The 21,600-nt window shown below is 37.1% G+C and carries 23 protein-coding genes and 2 riboswitches; of the genes, 21 read left to right on the top strand and 2 right to left on the bottom strand.

Going from position 1 to position 21,600, the window contains the following annotated elements; translation table 11 throughout:
• The first annotated feature begins 13 nt into the window (after nucleotides 1-13).
• Nucleotides 14-114, top strand: a riboswitch (TPP riboswitch).
• Between the two features lie 91 nt (nucleotides 115-205).
• From tenA to V7138_RS07310, 11 genes are all read left to right on the top strand, one after another.
• Nucleotides 206-892: a thiaminase II gene (gene tenA, locus V7138_RS07360; protein WP_335395520.1), complete on the top strand. Its 687-nt coding sequence runs from the start codon at nucleotides 206-208 to the stop codon at nucleotides 890-892.
• Between the two features lie 197 nt (nucleotides 893-1,089).
• Nucleotides 1,090-1,198, top strand: a riboswitch (SAM riboswitch).
• A gap of 118 nt (nucleotides 1,199-1,316) precedes the next feature.
• Nucleotides 1,317-1,970 carry a carboxymuconolactone decarboxylase family protein gene (locus V7138_RS07355; protein WP_335395517.1) on the top strand — a complete coding sequence of 218 codons (654 nt, stop codon included), beginning with the start codon at nucleotides 1,317-1,319 and terminating at the stop codon, nucleotides 1,968-1,970.
• Between the two features lie 196 nt (nucleotides 1,971-2,166).
• The gene (locus V7138_RS07350) at nucleotides 2,167-2,490 is read left to right on the top strand and encodes a PadR family transcriptional regulator (RefSeq protein WP_335395514.1); all 324 of its coding nucleotides are present in this window, start codon (nucleotides 2,167-2,169) and stop codon (nucleotides 2,488-2,490) included.
• Between the two features lie 4 nt (nucleotides 2,491-2,494).
• A complete protein-coding gene (locus V7138_RS07345) occupies nucleotides 2,495-3,250 on the top strand; it encodes an HAAS domain-containing protein (protein ID WP_335395511.1) in 756 nt (251 codons plus the stop codon).
• Between the two features lie 167 nt (nucleotides 3,251-3,417).
• Nucleotides 3,418-3,915 (top strand): hypothetical protein, encoded by a 498-nt coding sequence (locus V7138_RS07340; protein WP_335395509.1) that lies wholly within the window; start codon nucleotides 3,418-3,420, stop codon nucleotides 3,913-3,915.
• 364 nt (nucleotides 3,916-4,279) lie between these two features.
• A complete protein-coding gene (gene ehuB / locus V7138_RS07335; protein ID WP_335395506.1) occupies nucleotides 4,280-5,179 on the top strand; it encodes an ectoine/hydroxyectoine ABC transporter substrate-binding protein EhuB in 900 nt (299 codons plus the stop codon).
• Between the two features lie 12 nt (nucleotides 5,180-5,191).
• Nucleotides 5,192-5,911, top strand: a complete 720-nt coding sequence (locus V7138_RS07330) for an amino acid ABC transporter permease (RefSeq protein WP_335395504.1) — start codon at nucleotides 5,192-5,194, stop codon at nucleotides 5,909-5,911.
• On the top strand, nucleotides 5,911-6,630 hold the full coding sequence (gene ehuD, locus V7138_RS07325; protein ID WP_335395502.1) for an ectoine/hydroxyectoine ABC transporter permease subunit EhuD: 720 nt from the start codon (nucleotides 5,911-5,913) through the stop codon (nucleotides 6,628-6,630). The genes V7138_RS07330 and ehuD overlap by 1 nt, the downstream gene beginning before the upstream one ends.
• Nucleotides 6,623-7,393: an ectoine/hydroxyectoine ABC transporter ATP-binding protein EhuA gene (gene ehuA, locus V7138_RS07320; RefSeq protein WP_335395500.1), complete on the top strand. Its 771-nt coding sequence runs from the start codon at nucleotides 6,623-6,625 to the stop codon at nucleotides 7,391-7,393. Before ehuD ends, ehuA begins: the two co-directional genes overlap by 8 nt.
• 237 nt (nucleotides 7,394-7,630) lie before the next feature.
• A complete protein-coding gene (locus V7138_RS07315; protein WP_335395499.1) occupies nucleotides 7,631-8,953 on the top strand; it encodes a short-chain fatty acid transporter in 1,323 nt (440 codons plus the stop codon).
• An 83-nt stretch (nucleotides 8,954-9,036) separates the two neighbouring features.
• Nucleotides 9,037-9,447 carry a hypothetical protein gene (locus V7138_RS07310; RefSeq protein ID WP_335395496.1) on the top strand — a complete coding sequence of 137 codons (411 nt, stop codon included), beginning with the start codon at nucleotides 9,037-9,039 and terminating at the stop codon, nucleotides 9,445-9,447.
• Nucleotides 9,448-9,524: 77 nt separating this feature from the next.
• On the opposite strand, the gene V7138_RS07305 is transcribed toward V7138_RS07310, so the two are convergent.
• Nucleotides 9,525-10,433, bottom strand: a complete 909-nt coding sequence (locus V7138_RS07305; protein ID WP_335395493.1) for a helix-turn-helix domain-containing protein — start codon at nucleotides 10,431-10,433, stop codon at nucleotides 9,525-9,527.
• A gap of 295 nt (nucleotides 10,434-10,728) precedes the next feature.
• Here V7138_RS07305 and V7138_RS07300 point away from each other — a divergent pair, with 295 nt between their 5' ends.
• The 9 genes from V7138_RS07300 to V7138_RS07260 all read left to right on the top strand — a co-directional run bounded on the left by V7138_RS07300 (nucleotide 10,729) and on the right by V7138_RS07260 (nucleotide 19,310).
• The gene (locus tag V7138_RS07300) at nucleotides 10,729-12,324 is read left to right on the top strand and encodes a glucose PTS transporter subunit IIA (RefSeq protein ID WP_335395491.1); all 1,596 of its coding nucleotides are present in this window, start codon (nucleotides 10,729-10,731) and stop codon (nucleotides 12,322-12,324) included.
• Between the two features lie 45 nt (nucleotides 12,325-12,369).
• Complete coding sequence (locus V7138_RS07295) at nucleotides 12,370-14,484, top strand: glycoside hydrolase family 3 protein (RefSeq protein ID WP_335395490.1); 2,115 nt, start codon at nucleotides 12,370-12,372, stop codon at nucleotides 14,482-14,484.
• A 158-nt stretch (nucleotides 14,485-14,642) separates the two neighbouring features.
• The gene (locus V7138_RS07290) at nucleotides 14,643-15,992 is read left to right on the top strand and encodes a D-serine ammonia-lyase (RefSeq protein ID WP_335395489.1); all 1,350 of its coding nucleotides are present in this window, start codon (nucleotides 14,643-14,645) and stop codon (nucleotides 15,990-15,992) included.
• A 130-nt stretch (nucleotides 15,993-16,122) separates the two neighbouring features.
• Entirely contained in the window at nucleotides 16,123-16,452 is a 330-nt protein-coding gene (locus V7138_RS07285) for a hypothetical protein (RefSeq protein ID WP_335395486.1), read from the top strand.
• 115 nt (nucleotides 16,453-16,567) lie between these two features.
• Nucleotides 16,568-16,696 carry a hypothetical protein gene (locus V7138_RS07280; protein ID WP_335395483.1) on the top strand — a complete coding sequence of 43 codons (129 nt, stop codon included), beginning with the start codon at nucleotides 16,568-16,570 and terminating at the stop codon, nucleotides 16,694-16,696.
• Between the two features lie 190 nt (nucleotides 16,697-16,886).
• On the top strand, nucleotides 16,887-17,789 hold the full coding sequence (locus tag V7138_RS07275) for a hypothetical protein (protein ID WP_335395480.1): 903 nt from the start codon (nucleotides 16,887-16,889) through the stop codon (nucleotides 17,787-17,789).
• Nucleotides 17,790-17,983: 194 nt separating this feature from the next.
• Nucleotides 17,984-18,313 carry an HIT domain-containing protein gene (locus V7138_RS07270; protein ID WP_335395477.1) on the top strand — a complete coding sequence of 110 codons (330 nt, stop codon included), beginning with the start codon at nucleotides 17,984-17,986 and terminating at the stop codon, nucleotides 18,311-18,313.
• A gap of 71 nt (nucleotides 18,314-18,384) precedes the next feature.
• On the top strand, nucleotides 18,385-18,561 hold the full coding sequence (locus V7138_RS07265; RefSeq protein ID WP_335395474.1) for a hypothetical protein: 177 nt from the start codon (nucleotides 18,385-18,387) through the stop codon (nucleotides 18,559-18,561).
• A gap of 62 nt (nucleotides 18,562-18,623) precedes the next feature.
• A complete protein-coding gene (locus tag V7138_RS07260; RefSeq protein ID WP_335395472.1) occupies nucleotides 18,624-19,310 on the top strand; it encodes a YjjG family noncanonical pyrimidine nucleotidase in 687 nt (228 codons plus the stop codon).
• 98 nt (nucleotides 19,311-19,408) lie between these two features.
• Here the strand turns inward: V7138_RS07260 and V7138_RS07255 are convergent, their stop codons facing one another.
• On the bottom strand, nucleotides 19,409-20,500 hold the full coding sequence (locus V7138_RS07255) for a citrate synthase/methylcitrate synthase (RefSeq protein WP_335395470.1): 1,092 nt from the start codon (nucleotides 20,498-20,500) through the stop codon (nucleotides 19,409-19,411).
• Nucleotides 20,501-20,607: 107 nt separating this feature from the next.
• Between V7138_RS07255 and V7138_RS07250 the strand changes: the two genes are divergently transcribed.
• Entirely contained in the window at nucleotides 20,608-21,489 is an 882-nt protein-coding gene (locus tag V7138_RS07250; protein ID WP_335395467.1) for a LysR family transcriptional regulator, read from the top strand.
• Nucleotides 21,490-21,600 lie beyond the last annotated feature (111 nt).

Raw genomic sequence — 21,600 nt, 5'->3', positions numbered from 1 at the left:
CTTAATAATCTAGCAATTCGACTAGGGGAGCATGTATTTGCTGAGAGATAGAAATATCGACCCTTTGAACCTGATCTGGGTAACACTAGCGTAGGGAAGTGGAGTTGGAATTTTTTCGTGAAAACGATTATTTACCGAACCCATCTCTATTCACTAGTGGTGGGTCTTCTTTTTTCTCCCCAATGTCAACAACAAGGAAGGGGAAATGAGAGTGAGCAGTCAATTTACAGATCGTTTATGGAATCGAGTTGAGCCGATTTGGAATTCGTATTTGGAGCATCCCTTTGTGAAAGGAATCGGCGAAGGTTGGTTGGAGAAGGAAAAATTTAAGCATTATATGAAGCAGGATTACGTGTACCTGATTGAGTATTCCCGTCTATTTGCGTTAGGTAGCGCAAAGTCACCGGATTTAAAAACGATGTCTATTTTTGCAAATCTTTTACATGGCACACTTGAGATCGAAATGGATCTTCACCGCCAATATGCAGCAAAATTTGAAATATCTCCTGAGGAGCTTGAGGCAACTAAGCCCGCATCAACTACTACTTCATACACAAGTTACATGTTGAATGTGGCCCAACTTGGTGGTGTTGAAAATGTTGTCGCAGCTGTCCTTGCCTGTGCCTGGAGCTATAACTTCATTGGAAAAGAACTGGCAAAATGGCCAGGAGCTACCAACCATGAATTTTATGGAGAGTGGGTCAAAATGTATTCGTCCAATGAATTTACTGCGTTGGCAGAAGATTGTAAGACTCTCATCAATCAAATCACAACTGGAAAACCAGAACGAGATTTAGCAGCGTTAGAAGAAATAGTCGTCAAAACAAGCTTGTTCGAGTACATGTTTTGGGATATGGCGGAAAATCAAGAGGAGTGGCCATTGAACCAATAAATGAGATTGGACAAAAGGATAGCCAATATTGACCCAAGCTGGGTACCAGAGCAGTTTACCATGTTTACGTTATGGATAGGTGGTTTGTAATTCCTTTCAGGATATAGATACGGTTTTCAAAATAATCCAATATTTCAGTTGACAATCCCTTCTTCATTCATGTAAGGTAATTAATAATACCAAATTAAATACATTTTCTCTTATCAAGAGTCGGGGGAGGAACCTGGTCCGTTGATCCCGCAGCAACCGTTATGATAGATGTAACAAGGTGCTAATTCCAGCAAGCATGCGCTTGAAAGATGAGTGTGGATATACATAATGCCTCTTCCTCATCGGAAGGGGTTTTTTGAATTTATAACATAGGTGAAATTCATGCGAAAATGATATTCAATTTGGTGAAAAATTTAAAGGGAGAGATTTACAAATGACAAGTTTATACAGAAAAGAATATTTCGGTAGACTTCCAGAATTGAAACAGTATGCGCCAGAAATCTTTCAATCTTTCATTAAATTTGATAGTCAAGCATTAGCCGCAGGAAGACTTTCCGTAAAGCAAAAGGAACTAATTGCCGTGGCTGTTGCACATATCACGGGTTGCCCATATTGCATAGATTTACATGTTGGAAATGCGAAAAAGAATGACTCAACGAAAGAAGAAGTAGCAGAAGCAATTTTTGTTGCGACAGCATTAAAGGCAGGTTCTTCTTTAGCGCATGGAGTAAATGCACTCAATGCATATGATGGAAATGGTGATGAAGAACTGTATAAGGCATCCTATTTTGCAAGACTGAAAGAATTTGCAGATTTGAATGGCGAGGCATTTAAAGCATTTATAGATTTTGACAGTAAGTCGATCAAAGCGAAAAACTTATCTGAAAAGGACAAAGAGTTGATTGCTGTTGCATGCGCACATACAACAGGTTGCCCGTATTGCATCGACCTTCATACGAAGAATGCAAAAAAAGCAGGAGCTGATTTAGAAGAACTCTCAGAAGCTATTTTCGTAGCTGTTGCCTTAAAAGCAGGAGCTGCATTGGCACATAGTGTGAATGCCCTTAACGCTTACGATGAGAAGTAACTGGAACGTTTAATGTGTCTATTTTAAAAAATCTATTGACAAAAAAATGAAATAATTTTACACTAAAAACAACTACTTTGTTTAACAAGATAGTTGTTTTTTTAAATCCACTATCTTGTTTTACCAACTACCTGAGATTAACTTTATTTTTTGTCTACTACCTTGTATAACATACTAGGGGAGGGAGTATGATGAAATGTCAATAAGGAGCCAGTTGTTAAAGGGAATCTTGGATGGATGTGTGTTGGCTGTAATCGAAAAAGAGCCTATCTACGGCTACGAACTTTCGCAAAAACTGCTGAATATTGGCTTAGCAGATGTAAGTGAAGGAACCATTTATCCGATTTTATTAAGACTCCAGAAAAATGGGCTCATTCTGGGAGAAATGAGACCATCAGAATCAGGTCCAAATCGGAAGTATTATTTTTTGACTGAAAAAGGTCAAGAGGCATTAGAAATCATTTCCGAAGAATGGGAGCAAATTTCAATACCGGTAAACAAATTACTGAAAGGAAGGTAAGGCTATGCTATCAAGCAAAAGTGAAGCATTTATCGACAATCTCAGAATGTACTTAATGATGTCAGGAAAAAATGATCAGGAAATTGAGGAATTAACAGAAGAATTGAAGGATCATCTCATCGTAGTAGAGAAAAGCGGGAGAAGCATAGATGATATTATTGATCAAACACCAGAAGAATATATGGCATCTTTGAAACAGGAAATGAAGACAGATTATAAACAACTTGTAAAATTCCTTCCACTCTTTTTTCTTGGGGCAATTGCCTATTTCCTCATAGGACCCGCCATAAGAGGAGAATTTGAATTAAATATTATTCAAGTCTTGGGGATGCCTATTTTAGCTGTGTTAATGCTTGGGGTTTACGTCTATTTTTTACAGAATGCGGGTCGGAAGCAATATTCAAAGAAGAAGTTTTTTCTTGGTGGAGTAATAGCCAGTATGATTGTAACAACCTTAGCGATTCTTATAATTGCTGTGAGTGCCATATTTGTTAAGCCTTTTTATGTAGGAGGACCAACTGCAGAGGTAGTTGTGATTGTGATTTGCACTAGTATTTTTATTGGAACGGCGATTTGGAGCAAAATGTGGTTTCCGATTTGGATACCAGCATTCCTGATTATCCCTGATGTTTTTGCCAGATTTACAGAGTGGAGTGTTGAACGAATACTGATGATTAGTATGGCATCTTTTGTGTTGATGTTTGTGGTAATTATTATGAATATCTTGGTAACAGAAAAAAGGAAGAAAAAGTTGGTTTGATACCTATTTTCATAAAAGTAGTCGCACTGGTTTACAGCACCTCATCATGGGGTGCTTTTTTTTCTAAATCTAAGTTAAATTATTATTTTGGTAATTTAATGGATATGTAGAAAATAAGATGGTATAACAGCGCCTTGCCTGAATATTCGATTAAATGAGGTGAAAAGTTGGATTTTAACAATTTTAAATCGATCAAAGAATACGGGTTTGAAGGGTATCTTTCAGTTAGTCAATTGATCAACGATCATTCGATTATTCCCCATAATAGAGGGGTTTATATGGTTCTTTACACGCCTGATTGTTGTCCGGAATTTGTAACAAAGGGGTCAGGTGGCTTTTTCAAAGGGAAGGACCCTAACGTGCCGATTGAAGAGTTGAGAGATAATTGGGTTTCTGATACGAAGGTAATCTATATTGGCAAAGCCGGTGGTGGAAAAAGTACTGCAACACTGAATTCAAGAATCAAACAATTCGTGAAGTTTGGTACTGGTAAAAATGTTGCTCACTCTGGTGGAAGGCATGTTTGGCAAATTGAAAATAACCATGACTTGATCATTTGTTGGAAGGAACTACCCGTTGATGAACCGAATGATGTAAAAAGAAACCTCATTCGAGGCTTTAAGAAAAAGTATAAAAAGCGACCTTATGGAAATGTAGTTGATTGAATTTACAATAGTATAACATAACCCAATAAAAGGGAGGATTGAAATCCTCTCTTTTTTATTTTGGAAAAGTTACAACTTACCACTTAAATGGAAAGACGCACGAGCGTTCGGGAAGTTCCGGTGATTGCGAGCGATTGGGAGCATACATAAATCTAAACGAGGATGTTTACATATCCTCCTACTCAACAAACGACAACATGTTTAATCCCTAAATATCCTGAAATATCCAAAAATATAAGATTTGAGTAAATAGTCAAAAAAGATATACAATTTTTTAAGACGTCTGGTTTTGATTGTAAATTTGAATAAAAGGCATTGCCATTAAATATTTGACCGGTTTGAAAATTTTAGGGGGATTAGTTTCATGAAAAAACAATTATCGATTTTATTTTTGGTACTTATAATGGGTCTCATGACAGCCTGTGGTTCAGGTGAGACAACGGGTGGCTCGATTAAGGGCGCTGCAACTGGTGGATCCAGCCTAGATGAGTTGAAAGAAAAAGGAACCGTTACAATTGGTTTTGCGAACGAAGCACCTTATGCCTATCAAGATCCCAAAACAGGTGAATTAAAAGGGGCAGCCGTTGAGATTGCAACAAAGGTTTTTCACAATATGGGAATTGAAAATGTAGAAGGGCAAATTGCGGAGTGGAACCAACTCATTCCAGGTGTAAAAGCGGGAAAATTTGATGTGATTACAGCAGGAATGGCGATTTTACCAGAACGGGCTGAACAGGTGGCCTTTGGTGAACCAGAAATTCAATATGGTGAAGGCTTAATTGTTGAAAAAGGAAACCCATTAGACCTTCATAGTTATAAAGATATTGCGAACAATCCTGATGTAACCGTTGCTGTAATGTCTGGTGCTACAGAAATTGAATTCTTAAAAGAGATGGGTGTTAGTGAAAATCAAATCCTTGAAGTTGCTGACATTCCAGCTACATTCTCAGCCGTCCAATCAGGTCGAGCTCAAGCGACAACAGGGACAGAAATGACAGTAAAAATGGCCCTGCAATCTTCTGATCAAAACGCACTAGAATTTGTTGAGGATTTTGAGCAACCAGATATCAAAGGTGTACCTAGCTATGGTGCAGCTGCATTTTCAAAAAGTAACGATGAATTAAGGGAAGCTTATAATGAAGAACTTCAGAAGCTAAAAGAAAATGGAGAGATTCTTGATCTCATTACCCCATCTGGTTTTGGTGAAGGGAACCTTGTTCCAGATGATTTAACAACGGAACAAGTGATTGATAGTTTAAAATAACACGGGGAAAAGATGGATTGGTCTCCCATTAAGGGAGATCTTTTTTTCATAAAAAATGAGGTGAGACCAATTAGTCATATAGGAGAAATCTTTACAATATTACTTCAAGGCCTTAATATAACGATTCTTATTTTAGTTACATCTGCATTTTTCTCTTTTTTAATCGCATTTTTAGCCGGATTTGGCCGTTTGTCGAGGAATATCTTGATTCGAAAATTCACAGGTTTTTTTGTGGAAATCTTCCGCGGAACCTCGTTAATCATACAGCTTTTTTGGTTTTTCTATGCGCTTCCGATTTTGTTTGGGATTGATTTAGGTTCTGAATTTTGGGCTTGTGTAATTGCTATTTCAATGAACTATGGAGCCTATATGTCGGAAACGGTTCGTGGATCGATCCTCTCTGTTTCACACGGACAAACAGAAGCAGCCATTGCTCTGAATATGTCACGCTTTCAACGGATGAAAATTGTTATTTTGCCCCAGGCAGTAAGGATGATGCTCCCGGAATTCGGCAATTATCTGATCCAAATGTTGAAGGCAACTTCACTCATATCACTTGTAGGCTTGGCTGATATTGTGTATAGAGGTCAGCTTTATACAAATACCAATCTTTCTTCGACGCCTACTGTTTACTTATTTATTCTTATCTTTTATTTTGTGATCGCCTTACCATTAATCGGTTTAACAAAGTGGGCGGAAAAACAATCATCGAAGGGAGTGGCTAGCGAATAATGTGGGATTGGAATATGTTTTTTGGATCACTACCGATGATTTTCAAGGGGATGTGGGTGACCCTTGGGGTAACGATAGCTTGTTATCTATTTGCAATGGTGTTTGGTTTTGTCTGGGTAATTTTAAAACGAATACCATTTAAACCTTTTCAGTGGGGCGTTTCATTTGTTCTAGAGTTTATTCGATCAACACCGCCACTCGTCCAATTATTTTTCTTATTTTTTGGGCTACCAATGGTTCCATATATTGGAGTGAGCCTCAGTCCATTCACAGTTGCTGTGCTGGGTCTTGGGATTCACTTTAGCACCTATATTTCTGAAATTTATCGTTCCGGTATTGAATCTGTGGATAAGGGACAATGGGAAGCCTCAATTGCGTTAAACATGTCCGTTAAGGATAGGTGGACAAAAGTAATCCTTCCGCAAGCGATTCCTCCGACCATCCCAATGCTGGGGAATTATTTAATCATCATGTTTAAAGAAGTCCCTTTGACTTCAACAGTTGGAGTTGCGGGTATGCTGTTCATGGCTGATAAATTTGGCGCGCGAAATTGGGCTTATTTAGAACCATATACATTAGTGGCTCTATTCTTCCTGTTATTGAGTTATCCATCAGCCGTTCTCATAAAAAGATTAGAAATTAAACTGAATCGACGATTTGATAAGAATGATCCAACAGGAATGAAGAGCGTAAAGAAAGGAGTGGCAATCGATGGCTGAGGCGATTGTAACATATAAAAATGTGACGAAATCTTTCGGGGAAGTGGATGTCTTAAAGGGGATTAACTTAGATATAGCACCAGCTGAAAAGATCGCATTGATTGGACCAAGCGGGTCTGGTAAGACAACAATTATTCGATTATTAATGACATTAGAGGAACCAACTTCAGGGGTCATCGAGGTGGATGGCGAAAACCTTTGGAAAATGGAAAAAAAAGGGGAGTTAGTAAGAGCAAATGAAAAGCATTTAAGGCAAATTAGAGGGGATATTGGGATGGTATTTCAGCACTTTAATTTGTTCCCCCATATGACTATTTTAGAAAATTGTATGACAGGGCCAATTAATGTAAAGGGTCAATCAAAGGAAGAGGCAAGAAAGAATGCCATTCAGATGTTAGAAAAAGTGGGGTTAGGTGATAAATTAGAGAACTATCCGAATCAGCTTTCCGGTGGTCAAAAACAAAGGGTAGCGATGGCACGTGCCCTAGTGATGCGTCCAAAAATAATGCTGTTTGATGAGGTAACCTCTGCGCTTGACCCAGAGCTTGTTGGTGAAGTCCTAGAGGTGATTCGCGAGATTGCCAAGGAAGGTGAAATGGCAATGGTGCTTGTGACACATGAAATGGACTTTGCACGAGATGTTGCTGACCGGATTATTTTCTTAGAGAATGGCGTTATTGCGGAACAAGGAACACCCGAAGAAGTGCTAGAAAATACGGAAAGTGAACGTCTTCAGCAGTTTCTTAGCAGGTTTCGGTCTTAAGGTTTCAGAAATCGCATGGATACAGACAATTTGTATCGAGTGGAAAAATACCAGTGTAATAAAACAAGCGTTTCTTACTGAAAGTAAGGAACGTTTTTTTATTAAATTTGTAACCTAAGTACCCCTATCCAAAATATACCATTCATATTAACAAATGATAACAGTGTCGATTCTTTTGTATATTTTTCCATACCTCAGAATATAGTTATGTTGAATACAGACAAGGGGAGTGTGTAAATGGGAGCTTTAACAAGGTTTTTCGTCCGACTAGTTCAACGTTTTCTTCCAGATGCCTTTATTTTTGCAATCATCCTTACGTTCTTAGTGTTTGTAATGGGGATTTTGTTTACAGAAAGTGGACCAGTTGAGATGGTGTCACATTGGGGAACAGGGTTTTGGGATTTACTTGCCTTCACCATGCAAATGTCCCTGGTTGTGGTAACTGGGTATGTATTAGCCAACGCACCAGTAATTAAGAATTTCTTAGCTCGATTGAGTAAATTGGCCAAAACACCAGCACATGCAGTCATGCTTGTAACGTTTGTGGCAACAATTGCCTGTTTAATTAACTACGGATTTGGACTAGTAGTCGGAGCGTTATTTGCTATCCATGTCGCCAGGCAAGTACCATCTGCAGATTTTCGTATTTTAGTAGCTGGGGCATATAGTGGATTTTTGGTTTGGCATGGCGGGTTTTCAGGGTCTATCCCATTAACAGTGGCAACACCAGGTCACTTTTTAGAAGAGAAAATGGGAGTTATCCCGGTAAGTGAAACCCTCTTTAGTCCTTCCAATCTATTTATTGTGGCCGCACTTGTAATATCACTGCCAATTTTTAATAGGTTTTTAATGAAGAGCAGCAATATGATCAATCAAGATCGATCCAGTTGGGTAATACCGGAAGAAACGGATGCTACAAAAGAAGTGAAAACCCCATCTACGCCAGCGGAAAAAATTGAAAACAGTAAGAGTATTTCAATGTTAATCGGCATCTTGGGTTTGAGCTTTATTGCCTATCATTTTGTGACCAAAGGCTTCGATTTAAATATTAATATTGTAAACTTTATTTTCTTATTCTTAGGAATCATGTTGCATAAAACACCGATCCAGTTCTTAAACACGGTAACGAACGGAGTAAAAAATGCAGGAGGGATTATTATTCAATTCCCGTTCTATGCCGGGATTATGGGAATGGTTACTTTATCAGGAATGTCCGAGCAAATTGCTTTATGGTTCCTCACATTTTCAAATGCGCACACGTTACCATTCTTTTCGTTTGTCAGCGGTGGTCTAATCAACGTATTTGTCCCATCTGGTGGCGGTCAGTGGGCAGTTCAAGGACCGATTATGATAGAAGCAGCGGCGGCTATTAATGCAGATATCGCAAAAACAGCAATGGGTGTAGCGTGGGGAGATGCCTGGACCAATATGATTCAACCATTCTGGGCTTTGCCTGCTTTAGCCATTGCAGGGCTGCATATTCGCGATATCATGGGGTTCTGTGTTATGATTCTACTATTTAGCTTTATCCCTATTTCGATTGGTTTCTTACTCTTTTAAATTTGTGGCAAACGGATTAGTCCGTTTGCCTTTCTTTCTAAAAGAAACTATTTGGATTAACGATTTATAAAGGGGGGCAACGAATGATGAAAAAAATAGTTGGAATGTTCGTTTTTTCAATTTCTATTGTTTTTGTTCTTAGTGGATGTACATCAAATATAACCCCAACTTTACAAGGAGCCTATCAAAACGAAAATGTGGATGGATATATTGTTCAGATGGCTTTTCAACTTGAAGAAAAAAGTTTTGTTGAATACATTGATAACAGGGAAGTCGATAAAGGATCATATGAAAAATTAGAAAATGATGTGTATAAAATTTACGGTGAACTGCAAGAATTTGAGATTAAATTAAATAGTGACAACACGTTTGATATAATCGTGAAAAAATTAAATAATGGAAAACCATTTAAAATGAAAAATTTCGATATCACCCCGGTATACATAGGTACAGAATTTGATGATGTCGAAGAATTCAAAGCCTTATTAAAATGATAATGTGTAAAAGCCCTCTTTCCTTTTTCGGTAGAGACCGGTTTGGACAAGGGCTCATTCTAATGGTGAGTACTTGACTACATCCTAAACTCCTTTTGTAAATTTTTAGGAGATAAATTGTATTCTTTTTTAAAGAGTCGATAGAAACTGGAGTAATCTTGGAAACCGCATTTTGTGGCAATCTCCTCGATTGAGAGCTCATTTTGTTGAATGAAGGCAACGGCGGTTGCAAGTCGTTTCAATAATACATATCGATAAAAAGGCACCTTCATGTGTTTCTTAAAATAATGGGAAAAATAATATTTGTTTAAATGAAAATGATTGGATACGTTGTCTAAATTCATTTCCGGATCGGTCAAATGTTCTTCAATGTATTCGATAATGGAATGTAAGCGTTGATCTGCGTCACTACTAAGACTGCTTGTCGGCTCACTACTCGATGGATTCAGGATAATTTCCATCACGCGAAATAAAAGATATTGTAAGGAAAAGGAATAAGGGTCACTTTTTCCTTTTATCCGATTACTTATTTCTTGGAAGAGAGAGAGAATGTCCTGTAAATTTTTGGAGTGGAGATGGACGACATATGAACCCAGCGTTTTATGGTGGATGATGCTATCACTCATAAAGGGAGACATTGATAAGAATTCATCTAACAATGATTTGCTAATAGTCGAAACAATCCTCTCATAGTTGTCAAAATCATTTACTTTTGCTTTATGGACCGCATAGGGGGGAATGATGACAACATCGCCTTTGGTTAAGGTATACGTTTGTCCTTCAACGAAAAATTCACATTCACCCCCTAAGAAAATGAGGACCTCCATTGAATCATGACTATGTAAGCGGAATAAAGGCTCGATTTCAGAATAATTTTCTAAAGATGCATCAGGCCTTCTGCCCCAATCATGTGATTGATACTTTTTGCTCCAGTAATATACCTCAAAATTCTCGTTCAATACTGGCATAAATGTAGATTCTTTCATAAAATGCTCCTTTTTATACAGCAAGATATACAATGTTTCTAGCAAAAATAACAATTTATTTAGTGTAATTCCTTGATATTATATCACTATCAACCAAATGAAATGAAGTCTCAGTGGTAATGAAAGCCTTATCTTTGAAACAAAGATAGTAAAATGAAAGCCCTGCCTTTTGGATAATATACTAGATGTACATAACATCTAGTTATAGGTGGTCTGAAACTAGTCCTTTTATTCCTCTAAGAAGAAATAGAATTTCATTTACAGTAAAAGATTTGACAACAAGGAGGACAAAATCTTGAAAAACAATGATACTACTGCAGAGCAACAGGAAACAGTTGTTAATAAATTATTAGGGGCCATTAGCGGAAGCTTTGCACCCATTTTAGGGGTACTTGCAGGTTCCGGCTTAATTACGGCATTACTATCCATATTAAAATCATTAGGCTGGGTTTCCGCTGAAAGCGGTACCTATGCAATCCTTGCTGCAGCTGGACATGCTGTGTTTTACTTTTTTCCTATTTTCCTCGGATATACGATGGCAAACAAGCTTGGTGCCAATGGATTTGTTGGAGCAGCAATAGGAGCAGCATTATTAGAACCAAATTATGTGAATTTAGTTACGGCTCAGGCACAGGATGTATCGTTCTTAGGGATTCCGGTTTTACTAGCCAGTTATTCATCCACCGTGTTTCCTATCTTAATCGCAGCATCTATCTATGCTTTATTAGATAGGTTTTTAAAGAAAGTGATTTATAAAGATTTACAAATGTTCATCAATCCGATGATTTCCCTAATCGTAATCGTGCCATTAACCATCCTTATTTTTGGTCCATTTGGGACGTATGTGGGTCAGGGCTTAGCATTCGCGATTCAGTTTTTAAGTGATCAAAGTGGATTAGTTACAGGAGCTGTATTAGGTGCGGCTTGGTCATTCCTTACGATTTTAGGGCTTCATTGGGCGGTTATTCCTATCGCCATTGCCAATCTAGGTGCATCGGGTCTTGATCCAATTATTGCGATGGCTGCCGCGGCACCATTTGCACAAATCGGTATGGGAATTGGCGTATTCTTTAAAACAAGAGATAAACAATTAAAAACACTTGCTGGATCAGGTCTTCTGCCAAGTGCATTAGCAGGAACAACAGAAATTATCACATATGGTATTCTCGTCCGATACAAGCGAACCATGTTATACGTTGGGATCGCTGGCGCAGTCGGTGGGGCAATCATGGGAGCATTTAGAGTATCAGCAACGGCCTTTGCACTCCCAAGTTTCTTGTCCATCCCTGTATTTACACCCATTGGAATTTTTGCAATCGGTGTGTTTACTTCCTTACTAATCGCAATGGTACTCACCCTTGTATTTGGATATGAAGGTAAGAACGATCTTACAGCAAAAAAGACAAATAAAGAATTTGGAATAGGAAACGTAAAAAAAGAAATGATTGCAAGTCCATTAACGGGCCATATCGTTCCATTAAGTAAAATTGAGGATCCACTTTTTTCAACAGAAACGGTAGGCAAGGGAATTGCAATTGAACCAACGAAAGGTGAAATCATTTCTCCAGTGGATGGAGTTGTAACAACTTTATTCCCAAGTAAACATGCAATTGGAATTACATCGAATGATGGGGCTGAAATATTAATCTCTATTGGTGTGAATACCGTTCAATTGAAAGGTAAGCACTTTACTTCCCGTGTAGAGCAATGGGCTCAAGTAAAAAAAGGTGATCTACTCATAGAATTTGACATTGAAAATATAAAAGCAGCTGGATATGATCTGAAGTCTCCTGTTGTTATTATCAATTCTGAAGCATATATAGAGGTCAAACCTGTGAAAAAAGGGAACGTTGAGGCAAGTGATGATGTCATTCTAAAACTGGATGCATAGCAACACTAGATTGCGTAATTATGAGACCTATTAGGAGGAACGAACATGCATAAGCAACCGAATTTACAAGTAAGAACGAAGAAACTTATTGAACAAGAAGGTTTGAAATTTAAAGATTTAAATAACAATGGCAAGCTTGATCCTTATGAAGATTGGCGTTTAAGTCCGAAAGAACGCGTAGAAAATCTGGTTTCCTTGATGAACATCGATGAAAAAATTGGAATGATGCTGATTAATTCAAGGAAAATGGGACTTGCTCAAGAAGATAAGAGCAAGACAAGTCATGAGGGCGTGTTAGATGAAAGTATTATTGAAAAAGGCGAAACGATTTTCGCTACTAGCAAAGTATACGGAACCACTCATACGATAGCAAACAGGCACCTAAGACATTTCATTTTAAGGGATAATTTTAGTCCAGCTGAAATGGCGGAATGGGTTAACGCGATGAATGAGGTAGCTGAAGGAACGCGCTTAGGGATTCCCGTAATAATTGCATCGAACTCCAGAAATGAAAATGGAGAAGCTGTATTCGGTATGAATGATGCTATTGGTATCTTCTCTACATGGCCAGGGACGTTAGGATTGGCAGCGGCAGCAAAAGGGGATATCCAGAATGGCGGTGATGCTTCCCTTATTAGTGAATTTGCAAGGATTGCCCGTAAAGAATGGAATGCAACCGGATTAAGAAAAGGCTATATGTATATGGCTGATGTGGTGACAGATCCGAGATGGCAACGTACGTATGGGACATTTGGAGAAGATCCAGAGTTTATAGCGGATGTGATTGGTCGTATCCTTGACGAATTCCAAGGAGAAACTTTAGGAAAAGATAGTATAGCGATGACTACAAAGCATTTCCCGGGTGGGGGAGCGAGAGAGAACGGCTTTGACCCTCACTATGAGGAAGGAAAATGGAATCTATATCCAACTCCGGGTAGTTTAGAAAAGTACCATCTGCCACCATTTAGAGCAGCGGCAGAACATGGAACATCTTCCATCATGCCGTATTACTCAATTCCAAGTATTAAGAAGAGTGTGGTCCAGGAGTTTGAAGGAGAAGAAATCCCATTCGAAGAGGTAGGATTTACATTTAATCGTTATTTCATCGATCATATCCTTCGTGGAAAGCTTGGCTTTAAGGGCTATGTGAATAGCGATAGCGGGATTATTAACAACATGAGTTGGGGGATGGAAAACAGCAGTGAAGCAGAACGCTTTGCTAAAGCAATTAATGCTGGTACCGATTTAATTGCCGATACGAATGATATCGAAAACCTAAAATTAGCCATTAGTAAAGGCTGGATCACTGAAAAACGAATCGATGAGTCAAATGTACGACTGCTAACAGAAATGTTCGCTTTAGGTCTTTTTGATGAACGCACGTATAATGACGCAGAAAAAGCAACTGAGGTTGTCAGTACAAAAGAACATTGGACAGCTGCATATGAAGCGCATAAAAAGTCAGTGACCGTACTGAAAAATTCTAACGAAACCTTGCCACTTTCAGCGGACAAGCTGGATGGAAAAAAGGTATATATTGAAGTGTTTCATAAGGAGCAAGAAAGAGCGACTTCTTATACGGATAAAGCGAGAAATGAAGCGAAAGAACTTGGACTGTTTACATTAACAGACAACTATGAAGAGGCAGATACGGCGATTCTCTTCCTACATCCAAAATCCGGTTCTTACTTTAATGCAACACCAGGTCTACTAGAGCTTGAAATTTGTGAGGATAAAGTTAACTCGGCGGTCGATGGGGCATTGTATCAGGAAACCACTATCAGTAGACTAGATCATCTAAAGGAAGTCGTGGACAGCATTCATAGTCGTGGTGGTAAAGTCGTAATGAGTGTAAATATTATCCTCCCATGGATTTTAGGAAATGTAGAACCAATGGCCGACGCTTTGATAGCGGGTTACGATACATTCCACAATGCACAACTTGAAGTGATTGCAGGAAAACATAAGCCAACTGGTGTTTTACCGTTAACATTGCCTGCAAGTGAAGAAGTAATTGCCGTTTACCAAAATGGTGAATGTGTATCGCCTAATGACGTACCAGGATATGATAAAGACAAATACATGCCTGCTGGTATGAGTTATGCATATAAAGACAGTGACGGCAATGTTTATAAACTAGGTCATGGGTTGAAATATTAAATTCAATATATAACGAAAATCACAGGTGAGAAGCCTGTGATTTTTTTTGTGGATTAGATAACTATTCGAAAATCGTTTCTTTTGTAGCCAGACCATACTCTTGAAAGATAAAATGGAATTGATGAAATTATCTTATTATTTTCAAAGAGGTGCGGGGAATGGAATTTATTTTTGGAAAAACAAAAGAGGCATGGATTCAAGCCTTTCCTTTGTTAGAAAGACTGATGGCAACTGAAGAAGTTTTTTGGAATAATCCAAAGTACCAAGATTTTGAAAGAGCCATTCAACATGTTTCTTTAGGAATCAAGGAAATCCGTGATGCGGAAGAGAGGTTAAGGAGGTTTTCTTCTTACCTAGCTAGTGCTTTCCCAGAAACAAAGGGAATGGATGGGACCATTGAATCACCATTAAAAGTAATTCCTTGGATGCAGAGTTCCCTAGAAAGTGATTTTAATAAAAAGATAGAAGGGAAACTGCTCTTAAAATGTGATAGTCATCTGCCGATTTCTGGCTCCATTAAAGCAAGAGGCGGTATCTATGAAGTATTAAAGTTTGCTGAAGAATTGGCCATTCAAAATAAACTTCTATCAACGGAAGATGATTATTGCAGACTTGACAGTGAAGCATTCAGAGCGTTCTTTTCCCATTATTCAATTGTGGTGGGTTCTACCGGTAATTTAGGATTAAGTATTGGAATTATAAGTGCTAAGCTAGGGTTTAAAGTAACGGTTCATATGTCAGCAGATGCAAAGCAATGGAAAAAAGACCTGCTCAGAAGTAAGGGAGTAACAGTCATTGAACATGAAATGGACTACAGTGTAGCAGTTGAACAAGGAAGAAAACAGTCCTTGAAAGATCCTAAAAGCTATTTTATCGATGATGAGAATTCAATCGATTTGTTTTTAGGCTATGCCGTAGCAGCATTAAGACTACAAAAACAACTAGAGGCGATGAAAATCAAAATCGACGAAGATCATCCATTGTTTGTCTACCTTCCATGTGGCGTGGGCGGAGGGCCAGGTGGTGTAGCGTTTGGTCTAAAGCATATTTTTAAAAATCATGTCCATTGCTTTTTTGCGGAACCTACCCATTCTCCATGTATGTTATTGGGTTTATTAACGGGGCTACATGAAAAGATATCTGTCCAAGATGTTGGTATCGATAATAAAACGGCTGCTGATGGATTAGCGGTTGGAAGACCATCGGGCTTTGTTGGAAAAACAATGGAGCACCTGATTAGTGGTGTTTATACGGTTGAAGATCATCACCTCTTTGCTTATCTGAGTATGTTGGCTCAAACAGAAAATATTTATTTAGAACCATCGGCATTAGCAGGAATTGCTGGCCCGGCTCGTTTATTTTCAGAATCAAAAGGAAGGGAGTATATCGATAAACATCATTTAACTAATAAAATGAAACAAGCAGTTCATATTTCTTGGGCAACAGGAGGGAGCATGGTTCCAAAGGAAATAATGGGTGGGTATGTGGAAATGGGAGAAAGACAGTAAAAACCATAGCTCTCAGAAAAATAGTTAAAGCACTCTATGGCAATACTTGGTTTAATTTTAATGAAATATTTAAATATCATAGTGTAAAATGTAATTATTGATAATATTGTTAAATTTAGGGAGGCAATTTATGAGGAAAAAGCAAATGATACTCTTGACATTCTCTCTAATTTTTCTTACCCTACCATTCTCAAAACCTTCTTCAGAGACTTTTAATGAGTGGTTAGCGAGTAAATATGATATAGAGTGTGTTGGTGATGATTGTGAACACGAAAATTCAAAAGAAAAAGTAGTTCATAGAACAAAAGACGATTATATTTTTATAAATAAGATGGGTGTTATCCTTGAAGATGAAGAAGGGGTTAGAACTCTGATAGAAGGTATTGGGGTTTTTGGGATTTTTATTCCATTTACATTTAGCCCAGGGTATAGTCCGTTTATTGATATTTACAAATATTAGAATTGATAATAGTACATCTCTATTTTTTTGAAAGGATTCTTTTTATCTATAAGGCTATTCAAGTTACGAGTTAGTTTGAGAATAGAGATGGCAGTTCCTTAGGAGGTAATTACTTTTGATTTTTATAATCGTTATTTTGCTGGTGTTTTTGTTTGATTTTACAAGAATACGAAAGCAGAATGATACATTAATTGAGCAAAATGAAAAGGTCATTTCATTATTAGAGGAAATTAAAAATAAGTAAATAGTAGTCATCAAAAAACGGTTGCGAGAATCGAAAAAGGACTAACACTTATTTTTGTGGAGTTATTCAACGAACGAGCAGGATATTTGAAGAAGGTATGCCATATACGTAGAGGAATATTATACTTATGCTTGCTTTGTTCAGCTTTGGATCTACAACAATGAGTTTTCCTACTAGAAAGGGGGTAAAAATGGCATCTATTGTTTACACAGTTATATTATTTGTTAGTTTCTTATTTTTACTGTTGAAAAATGACGAAGCAGAATCTCATTTTCCGTTAAAAATTATTGGATACTTTATATTAGGTTCATTTGCTTTTCATTTCAATCAAATTCCACTTCCTCTTGGGTTTATAGTGTACCTGTTATTCTTTCGACCTATGTTAAATACAGATGTAAAACGAATGGCAGCTGTCTTTGGTGTTCTTGCATTTATACTGATCCATTGGATTTTGCCATTTGCACTTCATGAATGGGAAAGCCGCCCAATATTTATCGAACATGAACTTGGTTCAGTATATACGATGGATTTTCAAGATGAATATGAACTGATAAAGCAAGGATTAAAGTTAGAGAACCAAAATTTTAGGCTTGAGGATTTTGAAGTAGAATATGTTAAAGATGGTAGAATTACAGAATTAAGCTGGCAGCTTCTCGGACAAAATGACAATTACTATAATCTTTATCAAATTCGATATGATATGGTTAAGAGTAGGTATCGAGTTACGATTAGTCAGCTTGAAACATGGCTCCAATACGATCGATTAATTGAAGCTGACCATTATTTTGAAGTTCTCAATGTGCTTGATATTAAAGATATAACTCGTACAAAGGGTGATTTTACTTCCTATGTCGTACGAAGTACGGGAGAACGAATTAATTATGCAGAAGAAAATCAAACTCATTTTTTCTTATCAAATGGAGAAATACAATTATTAGATAATAAAAAATTACCAATTGAATGCTATTATATTTCAACCTTTGCAATGAGGAAAACTGAAGAAAAAAAAGATGATCAAGGAAATATCACACAAGAAAGCTTCGAAGGTACCCAATCATCTGATTATCTGTTTGATGTAAATTTTGGTGAGTAAAGATAAAAATGCTAGATTAGACTTTTTTAATATTCATCTTAGATTATCTATTTGCCAAGTGTTATAAATACTCTTAAAGTAGCGGGTGCGATGATCCAAGAAGGATTATTCGCTTTTTTTGTTGAATTTATTGTATTAACGGATCAGTTGAACAAGGGAATTGAATGAAAATAGAAGTTATTATGGAGGGCATTATGACTGAAGATTTTTATTGTGATGAAGTATTAAGTGGTAAAGTCCAAATAAATATAGTGTTGGAGACAGAAAATGTATTAGCTTATTATCATACAAGACCTTTTTATCCAGTCCATATTGTTGCAATACCAAAGAAACATATATCTTCTTTAATTACAATAGAAGAAAGTGATAACGAATTACTAATAGAATTACTGGGAGTAATTAAGAAGGTTGCAACTATGGTTACTGAAGAAAACGGTGCTTGTAGAGTTATTACTAACCTAGGGGATTATCAGGACTCAAAACATCTCCATTGGCATATCGTATCTGGAAAACCATTGAGATAGTTATTAAGGAGTAAGAAGCTGAAGCTTTTATGCCGTATAGATAGATATTGGAAGAGTCAGGAGGATTTTCGATGTTTTGGTATATAGCTACTACTATATTTGTTCTCTATGTAATTTATAGCCTTTCGACTATTAAGTATCAATTAAGACTTATTTCAAAACATCTTAATGTTAAGGAAGAACAGATGAAAAAGGTAAGTAATGATGAGATAGAGAAACAGCTAGAAGAAGATTTAAAACGAAAGTAGGTGTAAGATAGGAGTTCTTAGTAGTAGTTTATTTTAACCAGTTTAGAAAGTAGTGGGATAAAATGAAGATTTACGACGCTATATTTTTTGATATAGATGACACGCTTTTTGATTTTACTAAGTCGGAACAAGTAGCTTTTAATAAAGTCTTTGAAAAATATAATTTATTAAATAGCTTAAATCTATACGAAAAGAGTTATCAAGAGATTAGTAAAGTGTTGTGGAGAGATTTAGAAATTGGAAAAATGAGCCTTGCTGAACTTGGTTCAGAGAGATTTAGAAGATTATTCCTAGAACATGAGCTAGAAATAGATGCAGTTGTTTTCAATCAAGATTATTTAGCATTCCTTGGAGAACAAACGCATCTTGTTCAAGGAGCTGAAAAAGTGATTTGGAATCTGTCTCATAAACGCTTAGCAATTATAACGAATGGATACACTGATGTACAAACATTAAGAATTATCAATTCTCCATTAGAAGGTAGATTTGAACAAATTATTATCTCTGAATCCACTGGATTCCAAAAACCACAAACAGGAATATTTGATTTTGCTTTTCATAAGTTGCAAATTACAAATAAAACTAACGTATTAATGGTAGGTGACTCGTTGACTTCTGATATTCAAGGTGGAATTAACTATGGTATTGATACTTGTTGGTTCAACCCTAAGTACAAAGTAAATAATACATCAATAAAACCTACTTATGAAATAAATAAATTAGAAAGCCTGTTAGAGATTATAAGATAAGTGCATCTTGAGAGTACAGGTTTGAGGTAAAGCCTGAAAGGAATCTATTCCTATCAGGCTTTCAATCTATATTTAATGTCCTTAAGAAAACCTTTCAGCTAAGAGAACGTCCTAATCCCTACATATTCTGATTCGGGGCGAAAAATGGAGTTATCTGCAAGTTGCTCTATTGCATGTGCTGTCCATCCAATAATTCTCGCAACGCTAAAAGTCGATGTAAACAGTTCTGGAGGCATCTCGATAGATCGCATTATTGCAGCTGCATAATATTCGACGTTTGTATAAAGTTTACGTCCAGGCTTATGCTTTGCGAGTAAATCAATTATTTCCTTTTCAGCCACAACTGCTAAGTCTAACCACTCATCTTTGCCTAACATACTCGCACACTTATCTCTCAAAAGAATGGACCTTGGATCTTCTGTTTTATAGATTCTGTGTCCAAAACCCATTATTTTTTCTCCCTTTTGGAGTTTTTCTTCGATCAAGGGTATAATGTTTTCCCTAGTTCCAATTTCCTCAAGTAACTCCATAACTTCCGATGGTGCACCCCCATGCAGAGGACCTTTCATTGTACCAATTGCAGACGTAATTGCCGCCGTTAAGTCTGATTCTGTCGAAATTGTTACACGTGCTGAAAACGTAGCTGCATTCAATCCATGTTCCATTGTTAATTTCATATAGGTTTCGAGTGCTTCAACTCGTAGGTCATTTGGCAGTTCCCCATTTATCATCCATAGGTAATTCGCAATGTGAGACAATTTTAGGTTCGGGTTGACGGGAGGTAAACCTTGCTGCTTTCGGTAATGTTTTGCTACGATTACTGGAATTGCGCCAGTAAGAATTATTGCTTGCTCTTCAATGGGTTTATTAGAAAAGTCAGCATGAGCATATGCGGAAATAGCTGTACGTACAGCATCCATCAATGGTACATCTGCTGGTAAAGCATCGAGGATTGCTAAAACATGGAGAGGTAACAGACGACTATTCATGAGTTTCATCTCTAAATTCCTTAGCTCCGTTTCGTCTGGTAATACTCCGTGCCAAATTAAATATGCTACTTCTTCAAACGAATAAGATGGGATAAGTTCGTCTATTAAAACACCTCTGTAGCTTAATTTCCCTAAATCTCCTTCAACAGAAGCAATGTTTGTTTGAACAGCTACTACATCTTTTAATCCCTTTTTAAACATTCTGTTTCTCCTCCTTTTCTTTAGTATAGTGCTGTTATATGATTATATAAATTAAATGTTTTGTATTAAGATGATTAAAATTTTTAATTAACTATGGAGGGAATTTCATGGAGTTTCAGTGGTTGAAAACATTTATTGTAGCAGCGGAAACGACGAATTTTCGACAAGCATCGGAAAAACTTATTATTTCTCAACCTAGTGTGACCGTCCATATCCGTCTATTAGAGGAATACCTAGGCACGAAGCTTTTTGATCGAATTCATAACCGTGTTACATTGACTGATACCGGCAAACTATTCTATAAAGAGGCAAAAATGCTAGTCGAACAAATGGAAAACAGCGTAAACAGGATACAAACATATGCACAAGGATTTCGTACAAACTGGACAATTGCTATTTCACCACTTATGGCCGAGACGATCTTACCATATATTTTACGAACGTTTATGGAGAGTCATCCAGAAGTTGAAATCAGTATCCGAGTTGAAGAATCCGATATTATTGAACAACTTGTTGATAACGGTGACGTGCATCTGGGTATCTCAGCTCTAGATGCTAAATTTAAGAATATTGAGTCGATTCGAATCTACGAAGACCCAATTCTATTTGTCATTTCACCTGATACATATGATGAAGAAAGTGGACCTCCAATTGACGTATTGGAAGTATTACAGAAAGATTATGTATTCACTCATCATCATCCCGTATATTGGGATAACTTACTTAATAAGCTGAACAAACATGTAAATACTCTCAGAACGATGAAGGTTACACAAGCCCATATTGTTAAGCGATTCATTCAGGAAGGGCTTGGCATATCGTTTTTACCACACTCAATTGTTAGACGGGAGCTAATAGAAGGAAAACTAATGCAACCACACTTCGACCTTTTCACACTTCCCACTGTATCAACTTATATTATTGTGAAAAAGAAAGGGGAAATTGAGGAAGAATTTATTCATTTGATTTCAAAATACTACTTTGGATAATAAAGAACTTTTAATTAGACATTCAGTCATCTGAACTAATTGGGTGTGAGAGTACAATTGCAATTTCACCATATTCTTTGTCCATCTTCTGAAGTTAATGGAGGAATTAGG

This window comes from Bacillus sp. JJ1533 (assembly GCF_036965045.1).
GTDB lineage: Bacteria > Bacillota > Bacilli > Bacillales > Bacillaceae_L > Ferdinandcohnia.
The sequence above is the reverse complement of the archived record's forward strand: the minus strand, read 5'-3'. Positions and strand labels throughout refer to the sequence as shown.

Bases quoted from the DNA above. Each gene is read 5' to 3' on its own strand.
- V7138_RS07290 (WP_335395489.1), top strand. From the start codon at position 14,643: ATGGAATTTATTTTTGGAAAAACAAAAGAGGCATGGATTCAAGCCTTT.
- V7138_RS07305 (WP_335395493.1), bottom strand. From the start codon at position 10,433: ATGAAAGAATCTACATTTATGCCAGTATTGAACGAGAATTTTGAGGTA.
- V7138_RS07315 (WP_335395499.1), top strand. From the start codon at position 7,631: ATGGGAGCTTTAACAAGGTTTTTCGTCCGACTAGTTCAACGTTTTCTT.
- V7138_RS07265 (WP_335395474.1), top strand. From the start codon at position 18,385: ATGTTTTGGTATATAGCTACTACTATATTTGTTCTCTATGTAATTTAT.
- V7138_RS07250 (WP_335395467.1), top strand. From the start codon at position 20,608: ATGGAGTTTCAGTGGTTGAAAACATTTATTGTAGCAGCGGAAACGACG.
- V7138_RS07310 (WP_335395496.1), top strand. From the start codon at position 9,037: ATGATGAAAAAAATAGTTGGAATGTTCGTTTTTTCAATTTCTATTGTT.
- V7138_RS07275 (WP_335395480.1), top strand. From the start codon at position 16,887: ATGGCATCTATTGTTTACACAGTTATATTATTTGTTAGTTTCTTATTT.
- V7138_RS07345 (WP_335395511.1), top strand. From the start codon at position 2,495: ATGCTATCAAGCAAAAGTGAAGCATTTATCGACAATCTCAGAATGTAC.
- V7138_RS07350 (WP_335395514.1), top strand. From the start codon at position 2,167: ATGTCAATAAGGAGCCAGTTGTTAAAGGGAATCTTGGATGGATGTGTG.
- V7138_RS07295 (WP_335395490.1), top strand. From the start codon at position 12,370: ATGCATAAGCAACCGAATTTACAAGTAAGAACGAAGAAACTTATTGAA.
- V7138_RS07260 (WP_335395472.1), top strand. From the start codon at position 18,624: ATGAAGATTTACGACGCTATATTTTTTGATATAGATGACACGCTTTTT.
- V7138_RS07270 (WP_335395477.1), top strand. From the start codon at position 17,984: ATGACTGAAGATTTTTATTGTGATGAAGTATTAAGTGGTAAAGTCCAA.
- tenA (WP_335395520.1), top strand. From the start codon at position 206: ATGAGAGTGAGCAGTCAATTTACAGATCGTTTATGGAATCGAGTTGAG.
- ehuB (WP_335395506.1), top strand. From the start codon at position 4,280: ATGAAAAAACAATTATCGATTTTATTTTTGGTACTTATAATGGGTCTC.
- V7138_RS07255 (WP_335395470.1), bottom strand. From the start codon at position 20,500: ATGTTTAAAAAGGGATTAAAAGATGTAGTAGCTGTTCAAACAAACATT.
- V7138_RS07355 (WP_335395517.1), top strand. From the start codon at position 1,317: ATGACAAGTTTATACAGAAAAGAATATTTCGGTAGACTTCCAGAATTG.
- ehuA (WP_335395500.1), top strand. From the start codon at position 6,623: ATGGCTGAGGCGATTGTAACATATAAAAATGTGACGAAATCTTTCGGG.
- ehuD (WP_335395502.1), top strand. From the start codon at position 5,911: ATGTGGGATTGGAATATGTTTTTTGGATCACTACCGATGATTTTCAAG.
- V7138_RS07330 (WP_335395504.1), top strand. From the start codon at position 5,192: ATGGATTGGTCTCCCATTAAGGGAGATCTTTTTTTCATAAAAAATGAG.
- V7138_RS07285 (WP_335395486.1), top strand. From the start codon at position 16,123: ATGAGGAAAAAGCAAATGATACTCTTGACATTCTCTCTAATTTTTCTT.